The sequence below is a fragment of the Kutzneria chonburiensis genome, assembly GCF_028622115.1.
Taxonomy (GTDB): Bacteria; Actinomycetota; Actinomycetes; order Mycobacteriales; family Pseudonocardiaceae; genus Kutzneria; species Kutzneria chonburiensis.
Window position 1 is genome coordinate 5,187,603 of record NZ_CP097263.1, and the last position, 12,956, is coordinate 5,200,558.

Annotated in this window: 10 protein-coding genes; 5 read left to right on the top strand and 5 right to left on the bottom strand. The window is 68.2% G+C overall.

The features are described from left to right. Positions 1–8: 8 nt before the first annotated feature. The 5 genes from M3Q35_RS23370 to M3Q35_RS23390 form a co-directional block, all read right to left on the bottom strand. Positions 9–875 (bottom strand): transporter substrate-binding domain-containing protein, encoded by an 867-nt coding sequence (locus M3Q35_RS23370; protein ID WP_273944199.1) that lies wholly within the window; start codon positions 873–875, stop codon positions 9–11. Positions 876–953: 78 nt separating this feature from the next. Further along, a complete protein-coding gene (locus M3Q35_RS23375; RefSeq protein WP_273944200.1) occupies positions 954–1,700 on the bottom strand; it encodes a succinate dehydrogenase/fumarate reductase iron-sulfur subunit in 747 nt (248 codons plus the stop codon). Between the two features lies 1 nt (position 1,701). Continuing rightward, positions 1,702–3,609 (bottom strand): fumarate reductase/succinate dehydrogenase flavoprotein subunit, encoded by a 1,908-nt coding sequence (locus tag M3Q35_RS23380; RefSeq protein WP_273944201.1) that lies wholly within the window; start codon positions 3,607–3,609, stop codon positions 1,702–1,704. A 27-nt stretch (positions 3,610–3,636) separates the two neighbouring features. After that, positions 3,637–4,425, bottom strand: coding sequence for a hypothetical protein (locus M3Q35_RS23385; protein ID WP_273944202.1), 789 nt, complete (start codon positions 4,423–4,425; stop codon positions 3,637–3,639). A gap of 62 nt (positions 4,426–4,487) precedes the next feature. After that, positions 4,488–4,778 (bottom strand): hypothetical protein, encoded by a 291-nt coding sequence (locus M3Q35_RS23390; protein WP_273944203.1) that lies wholly within the window; start codon positions 4,776–4,778, stop codon positions 4,488–4,490. 371 nt (positions 4,779–5,149) lie between these two features. Between M3Q35_RS23390 and edd the strand changes: the two genes are divergently transcribed. The 5 genes from edd (at position 5,150) to M3Q35_RS23415 (ending at position 12,913) form a co-directional block, all read left to right on the top strand. Then, positions 5,150–7,003 (top strand): phosphogluconate dehydratase, encoded by a 1,854-nt coding sequence (gene edd, locus M3Q35_RS23395; RefSeq protein WP_273944204.1) that lies wholly within the window; start codon positions 5,150–5,152, stop codon positions 7,001–7,003. Between the two features lie 5 nt (positions 7,004–7,008). Then, complete coding sequence (gene eda, locus M3Q35_RS23400; RefSeq protein ID WP_273944205.1) at positions 7,009–7,632, top strand: bifunctional 4-hydroxy-2-oxoglutarate aldolase/2-dehydro-3-deoxy-phosphogluconate aldolase; 624 nt, start codon at positions 7,009–7,011, stop codon at positions 7,630–7,632. 217 nt (positions 7,633–7,849) lie between these two features. Then, entirely contained in the window at positions 7,850–9,514 is a 1,665-nt protein-coding gene (locus M3Q35_RS23405; protein ID WP_273944206.1) for a PQQ-dependent sugar dehydrogenase, read from the top strand. Positions 9,515–9,716: 202 nt separating this feature from the next. Further along, positions 9,717–11,675 (top strand): PEP/pyruvate-binding domain-containing protein, encoded by a 1,959-nt coding sequence (locus M3Q35_RS23410; RefSeq protein ID WP_273944207.1) that lies wholly within the window; start codon positions 9,717–9,719, stop codon positions 11,673–11,675. Then, positions 11,672–12,913, top strand: coding sequence for an MFS transporter (locus M3Q35_RS23415; RefSeq protein ID WP_273944208.1), 1,242 nt, complete (start codon positions 11,672–11,674; stop codon positions 12,911–12,913). Before M3Q35_RS23410 ends, M3Q35_RS23415 begins: the two co-directional genes overlap by 4 nt. Positions 12,914–12,956 lie beyond the last annotated feature (43 nt).

Sequence of the window (12,956 nt, forward strand, 5' to 3'; positions counted from 1 at the left end):
CGCGGGGTTCAGCTGGGGATGCTGGGTGGGGCTGGTTTGGGGCCCGCGGTGCCGAGCGCCTGGTCGTAGTCACGCTGCCAGGTGCCGTCGGTGACGGCGGTGCGGATGATCCGGGTCAGCCGGTCCCTGAGGCCACTGTCGCCGCCGGGCAGGGCGATCACGTAGTCCACCGGCTTCGGGGCCGCCAGCGCCGACACGGACAGGTTTGTCGCGTCGGCCGCGGCATAACCGGCCACCACCGGCAGGTAGTCGGCAACGGCATCCACGCCGCCGGAGCCCAGCTCGTCCACGCAGTCCCGAACCGAGGTGCTGCCGAGCAGCTTGTTCGGGTCGGTGAGCTTGGCGTCGCGGGCCATGGCCTGCTCCGGCGAGTTCGACACCGTGCAGACCTTGCGGCCGGCGGCGGTGCTCGCGTCGGTCACGGTCGGCCCGGACTTCCGGTACAGCAGGCCCAGCCCGGCCGTCAGGTACGGCCCGGCGGCGTCGAGCTTGGCCTGCTTGGCCTGCGCCGGCGTGGTTCCGCCCAGGTAGATGTCCACGGTGCCGGCGGCGACCGAGGGCAGCGCGGTGTCGGCGGTCAACGCGGTGAAGGCGATCTGCTCGGGCTTGAGCCCCAGGCCGGTGGCGATCAGCTTGCCCAGCTCCACCTCGAAGCCGCCGAAGGTGCCCGAGACGGGATCACGGTGGGCCAGGCCGGGGGTGTCGGCCCGCAGACCAATGATGATCTTGCCGCGGTCGGTGATCCGCTTCAGGGTCGCCGACTCGGCCGGCCGCGTCGTCGTGGTCGGAGCCGGCTCATCGGGGCCGCCGCACGCGGCGACCAGCACCGACGCCGCCGCCACCAGCGCGGCGAAGCCGGTGGCTCGCTGGTTCACGCACCCCATCGTGCACAGGGTTGACGCAACTGTCGACCCGGGATGGGTAGGACCATTCCCACCCATCCCGGAGACAACCTATTTCGAGGAACGCTTGAACAGCCGGAGAATCGGGTCGTAGTAGTGGTCCGCGACCCGCTCCTTCATGGGGATCAACGCGTTGTCGGTGATCTTGATGTGCTCCGGGCACACCTCGGTGCAGCACTTGGTGATGTTGCAGAAACCCAGCCCGTGATCGGTCTTGGCCTCCTGCGCCCGGTTCTCATGGGCGTCGAGCGGGTGCATGTCCAGCTCGGCGATGCGCATCAGGAACCGCGGACCGGAGAAGTTGGTCTTGTTCTCCTCGTGGTCACGCACCACGTGACAGGTGTTCTGGCACAGGAAGCACTCGATGCACTTGCGGAACTCCTGCGAGCGCTCCACGTCGATCTGCTGCATCCGGTACTCGCCCGGCTCGACCCCCTCGGGCGGCGCGAACGCCGGCACCTCACGGGCCTTCTCGTAGTTGTAGCTGACGTCCGTGACCAGGTCGCGGATCACCGGGAAGGTCCGCATCGGCGTCACCGTGACGGTCTCGTCCTCGGTGAACGTCGACATCCGGGTCATGCACAGCAGCCGCGGCCGGCCGTTGATCTCGGCCGAGCAGGAGCCGCACTTGCCGGCCTTGCAGTTCCACCGCACGGCCATGTCCGGCGCCTGGGTGGCCTGCAGCCGGTGGATCACGTCCAGCACGACCTCGCCCTCGTTCACCTCGACGGTGAAGTCCTGGAGGTCGCCGCCTTCCGCGTCACCGCGCCACACCTTGAACTTCGCCTTGTACCCCATGTCAGCTCTCCTTCGCGGGGATGTCGGCGAGCTCGCCGGGGGTGAAATACTTGGCCAGCTCCGAGTACTCGAACAGGCCCATCAGGTCGGCCCGCAGCGGGATCTGGTCCTTGGGCGTCACGTCGACCCCCGTGCCGTCGGTCTTGACGTTGCAGACCAGCAGCTGCTTGCGCCAGTCGGCGTCCATCACCGGGTGGTCCTCGCGGGTGTGGCCGCCGCGGCTCTCGGTGCGCAGCAGCGCCGCCTTGGCCACGCATTCGCTGACCAGCAGCATGTTGCGCAGGTCGAGGGCCAGGTGCCAGCCCGGGTTGAACTGCCGGTGCCCCTCGACCACGATGTTGCGGGCCCGCTGCTTGAGGTCCTCCAGCGCGACCAGCGCCTGCTCCACCTCGCCGCCGCGGCGGATGATGCCGACCAGGTCGTTCATCGTCTGCTGCAACTGGGTGTGCACGCTGTACGGGTTCTCCTGCGCGCCGGCCTCGCCGCCCTCGAACACGGCCACCGCCCGCCGGGACGCTTCGTCCACATCGGACTCGGCGATGACCGGGGCCTTGTCGCCCAACGAGTCGACGTAGGCCGAGGCGCCGGCACCGGCCCGCCGGCCGAAGACCAGCAGGTCGGACAGCGAGTTGCCGCCCAGCCGGTTGGAGCCGTGCATGCCGCCGGCCACCTCGCCGCAGGCGAACAGGCCGGCCACGCTCGATGCCGCGGTGTCCGGCTCGACCTCGACGCCGCCCATCACGTAGTGGCAGGTCGGGCCGACCTCCATCGGCTCCTTGGTGATGTCGACGTCGGCCAGCTCCTTGAACTGGTGGTGCATCGACGGCAGCCGCCGGATGATCTCCTCGGCCGGCAGCCGGGACGACACGTCCAGGAACACGCCGCCGTGGGGCGATCCCCGACCGGCCTTGACCTCGGAGTTGATCGCCCGGGCCACCTCGTCGCGGGGCAGCAGCTCCGGCGGGCGCCGGTTGTTGCCCTGGTCGGTGTACCAGCGGTCGGCTTCTTCCTCGTTGTCCGCGTACTTGTCCTTGAACACGTCCGGGATGTACTCGAACATGAAGCGCTTGCCGTCGCTGTTGCGCAGCACGCCGCCGTCGCCGCGGACCGACTCGGTGACCAGGATGCCCTTCACCGACGGCGGCCAGACCATGCCGGTCGGGTGGAACTGGACGAACTCCATGTTGATCAGCGACGCCCCCGCGCGCAGGGCGAGCGCGTGCCCGTCGCCGGTGTACTCCCAGGAGTTCGAGGTCACCTTGAACGACTTGCCGATGCCGCCGGTGGCCAGCACGATTGCCGGCGCGCTGAACAGCACGAACCGGCCGCTCTCGCGCCAGTAGCCGAACGCGCCGGCGATCTTGTCGCCGTCCAGCAGCAGCTCGGTCACCGTGCACTCGGCGAACACCTTGAGCCGGGACTCGTAGTCGCCGGTCTCGCGCTTGTCCTCCTGCTGAAGCGACACGATCTTCTGCTGGAGGCTGCGGATCAGCTCGAGGCCGGTGCGGTCGCCGACATGGGCCAGCCGCGGGTACTCGTGCCCGCCGAAGTTGCGCTGGCTGATCTTGCCGTCCTTGGTGCGGTCGAACAGCGCGCCGTAGGTCTCCAGCTCCCAGACCCGGTCCGGGGCCTCCTTGGCGTGCAGCTCGGCCATCCGCCAGTTGTTCAGGAACTTGCCGCCGCGCATGGTGTCGCGGAAGTGCACCTGCCAGTTGTCGTCGCTGTTGACGTTGCCCATCGAGGCGGCGATGCCGCCCTCGGCCATCACGGTGTGGGCCTTGCCGAACAACGACTTGCACACCACGGCGACGCGCTTGCCCTGCTGCCGGGCCTCGATGGCCGCCCGCAGCCCGGCGCCGCCGGCGCCGATGACCACGACGTCGTAGTCGTGGCGTTCCAACTCGGTCATGACTGCTCCACTATTCAGCTGTCGGGCTCAGAAGAACCGCAGGTCGGTGATGGTTCCGCCGGCGACGAGCGCGACGTAGAGGTCGGCGACCGCGACCCCGATCAGCGAGGCCCAGGCGAACGCCATGTGCCTGGTGTTGAGCTTGGACACGAAGGTCCACGCCTTGTAGCGCACCGGGTGCTTGGAGAAGTGCGTCAGCCGGCCACCCATCACGTGCCGGCAGGAGTGGCAGGACAGCGAGTACAGCCACAGCAGCGCGGCGTTGGCCAGCAGCACCAGGGTGCCGAGGCCCATGTGCCCCCAGGCGCCGGACGAGTCGCGGAAGGCGATCACGGCGTCGTAGGTGAGGATCACGTTGAAGATCAGGCCGATGTAGAAGAAGTACCGGTGCAGGTTGTTGAGCACCAACGGGAAGCGGCGCTCACCGGTGTACTTGCCGTGCGGCTCGGCGACCGCGCAGGCCGGTGGCGACATCCAGAAGCCGCGGAAGTAGGCCTTGCGGTAGTAGTAGCAGGTCAGCCGGAAGCCGAGCGGGAAGATCAGGATGATCAGCGCCGGCGACAGCTTCCACCAGTCGCCGAACAGCGCCACCTCGCCCGAGCCCGGCACGCAGCTGGTGCTCAGGCAGGGCGAGTAGAACGGCGAGATGTACGGCGCCGAGTAGTAGTAGTCGTTGGCGAACGCGCGAATGGTCGCGTAGATGATGAACGCCACCAGCACAAGGACCGTGACGGCGGGCTGGACCCACCACCGGTCGGTGCGCAACGTGCGCGCTGAAATCTGCGCCCGACCCGGGGCAGTGGTGCCAGCCGTCATGAAAGCCTCTTCGCCTCTTTGCGATGAAGTTGTGGGTCGAGCGCTCCGCCGGCTGTCGGGTTCTAGCCGCGGTGGGCCTGGTAGCCGCCGACCCCCTCGTCGTCAGCACCATGCCACAGGGCCGGATCGTAGGGTGTGTCGGGGACCACAACGACCTCCAGCGGCTCGGCGCTGCGCGGCGCCGGCGTCGGACGGGCCGTGCCGAGGTCCTCGGCGTCGATGTCCAGCCGCTCCAGGTCGTTGACCAGGCGCTTCACCACCGTGGCATCGCCGTACTGGGTCTCGAGGGCGGTGATGCACTGCCGAAGCTGTCCGATGGCTCGCCGCAGGTTCGCGATCTCCGAATTGGGCATTTCGGCACCTCCAAAAACATGATCAGGCGTCAACGTGTTCGGCGCCACACCGCGCCCGTTGATTGCACTCTGCCTGAACCACACGCCTGTGACAAGTGCCACACGCGATCTTGACAAACACGTCCGCGCGCCGGTTCTGCCAGCGTCGGCGCCACATCCGGGGACCTGCGACGGACCGGCGGGGCGTACCGGCGAATGAGCGAAGAAGTGGCGAAGGTCACCACGACCAGGCAATTCACTGAATCGGTTTTGATTCCCTCGGGTGACATGACCTAGTGTGGGTCCCGTCACGTTGCCCGTGAAGCGACGCCAATGCCGTCGTCCCGCCGGGCCGCAACAGCGGCCCGTGAGCAGGACAGGAGTTGTCGGCTATGGCGATTCACCCCGTGGTTGCCCAGGTCACCGCGCGGATCGCGACCAGAAGTGAGCACACCCGCGCCGAGTACTTACGCCGGATGCGGGCCGCCGCCGGTGATCGGCCGGCCCGCGCCGGCATGGCGTGCAGCAACCTCGCGCACGGCTTCGCCGCCTGTGCCGGCGAGGACCGGCTGGCGGTCAAGGGGCTGACCAAGCCCGGCGTCGCGATCATCTCCTCGTACAACGACCTGCTGTCGGCCCACCAGCCGCTGCACGAGTACCCGGCGTGGCTCAAGGACTCGGTGCGCGAGGCCGGCGGGGTCGCCCAGTTCGCCGGCGGCGTGCCCGCCATGTGCGACGGCATCACCCAGGGCCAGCCGGGTATGGAGCTGTCCCTGTTCAGCCGCGAGGTCATCGCCATGGCCACCGGCATCGCGCTGTCGCACGAGATGTTCGACGCGGCGCTGCTGCTCGGCGTGTGCGACAAGATCGTGCCCGGTCTGCTGATCGGCGCGTTGGCCTTCGGTCACCTGCCGGCCGTGCTGGTGCCGGCCGGTCCGATGTCCTCGGGGCTGGCCAACAAGGAGAAGGCCCGGATCCGGCAGCTCTACGCCGAGGGCAAGGCCACCCGCGAGGAGCTGCTGGAGGCCGAGTCAGCCTCCTACCACGGGCCCGGCACCTGCACCTTCTACGGCACGGCCAACTCCAACCAGATGGTCGTCGAGGTGATGGGCCTGCACCTGCCGGGCGCGTCCTTCGTGCCGCCGAACACGCCGCTGCGCAAGGCGCTGACCGAGGAGGCCGGCCGCCGCGCGGTCTCGTTGGCCCGGTCGGTGTCGCTGGCCGAGATCGTGGACGTGAAGGCCGTGGTCAACGGAGTCGTAGCACTGCTAGCTACCGGTGGGTCGACCAACCTGACGCTGCACCTGCCGGCGATCGCCGCCGCCGCCGGCATCCAGCTGGCTTGGGACGACTTCGCCGAGCTGTCGGCGGTCGTGCCGCTGCTGGCCCGCGTGTACCCGAACGGCAGCGCCGACATCAACCACTTCCAGGCCGCCGGCGGGGTGCCGTTCCTCGTCGGCCAGCTGCTCGACGCCGGGCTGCTGCACGCCGACGTGCAGACCGTGGCCGGGCCGGGGCTGGACCGGTACCGGCAGGAGCCGTTCCTTTCCGGCGATTCCGTGGTCTGGCGGGACGGACCTCGTGAGTCGCTGGACCTGGCTGTGTTGCGGCCCTGTGGCGACCCGTTCTCATCCGACGGCGGGCTGCGCATGCTGGCCGGCAACCTCGGGCGGGCCGTGATCAAGGTGTCGGCGGTGGCGACTGAACACCGCGTCGTGCAGGCGCCGGCGCGGGTGTTCACCACGCAGGAGGCCTTCGCCGCGGCGTTCAAGGCCGGCGAGCTCGACCGTGACGTCGTGGTGGTCGTGCGCAACCAGGGGCCGCAGGCCAACGGCATGCCGGAGCTGCACAAGCTGACCCCGGCGCTGGGCGTGCTGATGGACCGTGGGCACCGGGTCGCGCTGGTCACCGACGGCCGTATGTCCGGCGCGTCCGGCAAGATCCCCGCCGCCATCCAGCTGACGCCGGAGGCCGCGACCGGTGGGCCACTGGCCCGGGTCCGTGACGGGGACATCATCCGATTGGACGCCAACCGTGGCAGCATCGAGGTGTTCGTCGACGAGGCCGAGCTGATGGGACGGCGGCTGGTGGACGGGCCGCCGGCCGAGCAGGAGTGGATGGGCACCGGGCGTGAGCTGTTCGCGCCGCTGCGCCGGGCCATCGGGCCCGCCGACGAGGGCGCGAGCGTGTTCGGCAGCATGCTGACCCCGGAGAAGTTCGCCGTCCCCGTGACCACCTGGAAGTGAGGATCATGACTACCCCGGCCGAGCTGCTGGAACTGTCCCCCGTGATGCCCGTCGTCGTGCTGGACGACGTCGCGCACGCCGTCCCCGTGGCGGAGGCGCTGCTGCGCGGCGGGATCCGGGTCATCGAGGTGACGCTGCGGACCCCGGCCGCGCTGGCGTCCATCGAGCGCATCGCGACCGCGGTGCCGGAGTTGGTGGTCGGGGCCGGCACCGTCACCGCGCCGGAGCACGCCAAGCAGGCGGTGGATGCCGGTTCGCGGTTCATCGTCACGCCCGGTTCGACCGACGCGCTGCTGGACGCCGTCGCCGCCACCGGGCTGCCTTTCCTGCCCGGCGTGAGCACCGTCGGCGAGGCGATGCGGGCGGCGGAGCGGGGCTGCTCCGTGCTGAAGTTCTTCCCCGCCGAGGCCGCCGGTGGGGCCGCGTACCTGAAGTCGATCTACGGTCCGCTGCCCGGGCTTCGCTTCTGCCCCACCGGTGGGATCACGGTGTCATCGGCTGCGGACTATCTGGCGCTGCCCAACGTCGGCTGTGTCGGCGGTTCCTGGTTGACGCCCAAGGACGTCCTCGCCGCCGGCGACTGGCAGCGTGTGGAGGAGTTGGCCGCCGCCACAACCACCCTCCGCTAAACCCCCGCGAGTCCCGCTCAGCGTCACACCGAAATGCATGAATCTGTTTCACGCATTCGGTGTGACTGTGGGCGGGACTCGCCGATGGTGTAATCGGTTGCACCGCACGTGAGCCTCACTCGCCGTAGGGTCTTGGGCACCGGCGGTTGACTCGGCTGCAACCTTATGAAAACGTTTGTGGCCCGCCGCCGCGATACCGAACCAGTGGGAGGTATCCGTGGCACCACGCACACGGCGGTCGCTGGCCGTGGCCGGCGCCCTGCTCGTCGGACTTGCTCTGAGCGCCGTGCCGGCGCTCGCGTCGCCCCAGAGCGTCGCGGCCGTGCCGGCGCCGCCGAAGAACCTCAAGGCCGCCAACATCACCGAGACCACGGTCGACCTGTCCTGGAGCGCGTCCAGCAGCGACGTCGGCCTGGCGGCGTACGACATCTACCACGACGGTCAGCTGACCAAGTCGGTCGACGGCAAGACGCTCAAGGCCACCATCACCGGCCTGACCCAGAACACCACGTACGGCTTCTACCTCAACGCCCGTGACACCAAGGGCGGCGTTTCCCAGGCCAGCAACACGGTCCAGGTGACGACCAAGAAGTCCAGCGACAACACGCCGCCGAGCGCGCCGACCGGACTGAAGGTATCCGGGGTCACGGCCAACTCAATCTCGTTGGCGTGGAACAAGTCCACCGACAACGTCGGCGTCACCGGCTACACCGTTCTTGAGGGATCCTCACAGGTCGGATTGGCCACCACGAACTCGTTCACCGTGCAGGGCCTCGCGCCCAGCTCCTCGCACACCTACACCGTCACCGCGCGCGACGCCGCCGGCAACGTGTCCAAGCCCAGCGCAAGCGTCACCGGCAAGACCTCGGGCGGCGGTGGTGGCAGCGGCACCACACCCGGCCAGGTGACCAAGGTCGCCGACGACAAGGACGTGCCCTGGGGCCTGGTGACGCTGCCGGACGGCACGATCCTGTTCAACGAGCGGGACACGCACAACCTCGTGCACCTGGATCCCAAGACCGGCACCAAAACCACCGCCGGCACCGTTCCGGGCGTGTCCGGCACCAACGGCGAGGGCGGTCTGCTCGGCCTGGAGATCTCGCCGACGTTCAAGTCCGACAACTGGATCTACATCTACTTCACCACGTCGTCGGACAACCGGATCGCCCGCTTCAAGTACACGGGCGGCAAGCTCGACACCGGCAGCCAGCAGGTGCTGCTGAAGGGCATTCTGCGCAACCAGTTCCACAACGGCGGCCGGCTGCGCTTCGGCCCCGACGGCAAGCTGTATGCCGGCGTCGGTGACGGCGAGAACGGCGACAACGCGCAGAACCTCAATTCCCTCAACGGAAAGATCCTGCGCCTCAACCCCGACGGCAGCGTGCCGGCCGACAACCCGTTCTCCGGCAAGTACGTCTGGAGCTACGGCCACCGCAACGTCGAGGGCCTTGCCTTCGACTCGCAGGGCCGCCTGTGGGAGGCCGAGCTCGGCAACTCGATCATGGACGAGCTGAACCTGGTCCAGAAGGGCGGCAACTACGGTTGGCCCTCGTGCGAGGGCACCTCCGGCAGCGGTTGCGGCAACTCGAAGTTCATCAAGCCCATCCAGACCTGGCCGGTGTCCAACGCCTCCCCCAGCGGCCTGGCCATCGTGCACGACGTGTTGTTCATGGCCGCCCTGCGCGGGCAGCGGTTGTACCGCATGGAGATCACCGGCAACACCACCAGCAAGCCGGCGGCCTACTTCAACGGCACCTACGGCCGGCTCCGCACCGTCGAGCCCGCGCCGGACGGCGGCCTGTGGCTGACCAACTCCAGCGGTGACAAGGACAGCACCGGCAACAACAGCAACGACGCGATCTTCCACGTGCAGCTGAACTAGCCGCACGCGGACGGCGGAAACGGGGCCTCCCGGGCGGGTGGGGCCCCGTTTCTCGTGCCCTGCTTCACACTTCGCCCTCTCTTTAGCCCGAAAGGCGGTTTATCGGCGGAAAATCGAGCAATCCCCTTGTTGGAGCAGCGAATCCCTTTCGTTCCACATGGTAGGTTCGCTGGCCGTCCGGACCAGACCTGGGGAGACACACGTGGACGCACCGGCACTGATCGATGCTCAACTCACCATGACCGCCTTCACCCAGTTAGCCGGCCGGCTCGGCGGCTATCCCTTCGTGAAGGTGGTCGTCGACCGGCCGGGCGGGCACATCCACTTCATCAACGACGCGCGGTATTCCTTCCACGCCGACTACATCGCGGCGGAGATACTCGGCATCGGCAAGGCCGAACTCGAGGCCGGTATCGATGACTTCAATCACAGCATCTACCACGCGGAGGATCGGCGTTTCTATCTCGGCATCCTCGCCATGCACACCTCCGACGACCGGCGCATGCTCTCACTGGAGACGGTCGAGGTGGACACCATGTCCGGGCCGATGCTGGCCTACTTCTACCTGACCGTGCGGGCCGCGGTCGACCCGGCGCTGCCGATGCTGGTGAAGCCGGCCAACCACAGCCAGGAACAGCTGCTGGCCGAGATCCCGGCCGCCGAGGTGCCACGGATCCGCGCGCACGAGCTGTTCTCGTCGGCCCGCTTCGTGCCGCTCAATCCCGGTACCGCGCACGGCCGTCTGCGCGCTTTCCGCACCGAGGCCGACTACCGGGCCGCGGCCGATTCCCTTGAGTGGTACGACATCATCGTCATGCGCCGGGTGCCCGACGATGTGCCGCGACTGGCCGGCATCGTCAACGCGCACCACACCACTCCGTTGTCCCACACCAATGTGCTGGCCTCGGGCTGGCAGGTGCCCAATGCCGTGCAGCTCGGCATCTTCGACCGTATCGACGCCGAGCAGCTCAACGGCCAGTGGGTGCGCTACGAGGTCGATCCGGCGGCCGAGGAGATCACCCTGACGCCGACCGGGGAACCGGTCGACGTCACCCGCAAGCCGGCCTGGTACGCGCAGCGGATCGTGTTGGAGGAGCCGGAATCCCAGACCTCGCCGATCACCAGCCTCGACCGGCTGCGGCTGCACGACCGGCACCGCTACGGCACCAAGGCGGCCAACCTCGGCGAGCTGCACCACGTGCTGGCCAACGGATCCGGGCGACTGCTCGGCTTCTACCAGGTGCGCCGGCCGCCGCGCGAGAACCTGTTGCCGTACCTGGCCAAGCTGTTGGACGTGCCCGTCGATGCCGACCTCAACGACGCCGCCATCCGGCTGCTGCGCGACAACATCGCCGTGCCGCGTGGGATCGCGCTGCCGTTCTCCGTGCAGCGGAGGTTCCTGGAGTCGTCGCCGCGTGTGCAGCAGGCCATCGGCAAGCTGAAGATGGCGCTGGAGCTTGATGTTCCCGACGTCGACCGGCTTTGCCTTGAGCTGCAACGACTTATTCGCGGCACCCGGATTCCGGACGACCTGCGCGAGGCCGTCGACAGCGCCCTGGTCTCCGAGCTCGGCGGCGTGCGCACCTTCGTCGTGCGCAGCTCGTCCAACGCGGAGGACCTGGCCGGCTTCTCCGCCGCCGGCATCTACGAGTCGATCAACCACGTGACCACCGCCGACCGGATCTTCGCGTCCATCAAGGAGGTCTGGGCCTCCCTGGTGTCTCCGCGCAGCGTTCGACTGCGGCAGCAGGCCGGCATCTCGTTGGACGACAGCTACATGGGCGTGATCGTCCAGGAGCAGGTCGACGGCACCGTCGGCGGCGTCATGGTGACGACCAACCCGTTGAACCGCAACGACTTCCGCAATGTGTACGTCAACGTGTCGGTGAACTCCGTCATCGACGTCGTGTCCGGCACCGCGCTTCCCATCCAGTACCTGTACTCCACCGTCGAGGGCGACGGCCGGACCGTGTCACTCGGCGACGCCACCGAGGACCTCGATCTCGCCGCGCGCCAACAACTCCAGCGCCTCGCCATCGCCGGACGGTTGCTACAGGCCCACTTCTCGCCCGACTACACCTTCGACTCGCCCGTCGACGTCGAGTGGATCGCCGACGAGAAGCGCATCACCATCGTCCAGCTCCGGCCGTACAGCGCATGAACCCCGCCGTCCGTCGTGCGGTGTGGCTCAGCTACACCTTCCAGTTCTTCTTCGGCCTGCTGCTCTGGTTGCCCGTGTTCTACGAGTACCAGCGGCAGATCGGCCTGTCCGACACGCAGATCTTCGGTATCCAGAGCATCTACTACATCGCCTTCTGCCTGCTCGAGATCCCCACCGGCATGGTCGCCGACCGCTTCGACTACCGCCACTGCCTGGTCGCCGGCGGCGTGGTGTTGATCGCCGCCAACCTCACCCCCGTGTTCTTGGTCTCCTACACCGGTTTCCTCGTCCACTTCCTGCTCATCGCCCTCGCCCGCTCATTGGTCTCCGGCGCCGCCAGCGCCTACCTGTACGAGTACATGCACTCCGCCGGCGCCGGCGAGGCCTATCCCCAGGCCGAGGGTTACGGCCGTTCGTACAGCCTCATCGGCAAGGTCGTCTGTTGGCCCGTGGTTGGCCTGTTGATGCAGTGGAACATGCCTTCCCCGTACTGGCTCAGCGCCATCAACGCCGCCATAGCCGTACTGGCCGCGGTCATCCTCCCCGCCATCCCCCGCCGCCTCCCCGTTTCAGCCGGCCCCACCACTTCCAGCCATTCAAGCCGCCCTGAACGCCCGCCCATCTCCGTCGCCCTTCGGGGTTCTTTCGCCCAGATGCGCGGCTCTCGGCTGCTCGTGCTGCTCATGGTCCAGGGCGTCGCGATCTTCACTCTGGCCCGGATCTGTTCGGTCAACCTGTTCCAGCCCATCTTGGACAGCAAGAACACTCCCGTTGTCCTCTACGGCGTGGTGATGGCCCTCATGACCGTCTTCGAGGCCCTCGGCGCCGCCCGGCCCAATTGGCTGCGCCGGCACATCAGCGACGTTCGTTCCGTCTTCTTCCTCACCCTCGCCATGGCCGTCACCCTCGCCCTGGCCGGTCTGCTGGGCATCGTCGGCTCCGTCATCGCCCTCTGCGTCTTCTCCTTGGCCTGTGGGCTCTCCTTCCCCATCCAGCGGGCCCTGCTCAACGCCGCCATCACCGATTCCCGTTACCGCGCAACCCTTCTCTCCATCGAGTCCATCATCGACCGCGCCGTCTGTGCCTTGGTCGCCTTGGCCCTCGGCTCCTACCTCCAGTCCGGCGCCTTGACCGACTTCCTCGTCCAGACCGCCATCGTCACGTGCGTCGTCATGGTCGTCATCGCCCTCCTTATCCGCCTCACCCGCCGCCAGGCATCAGTCACCCCCTCGACCTGATCCACCTCGCAACACCCGGCGGACACAATCACCGTGACCCGGT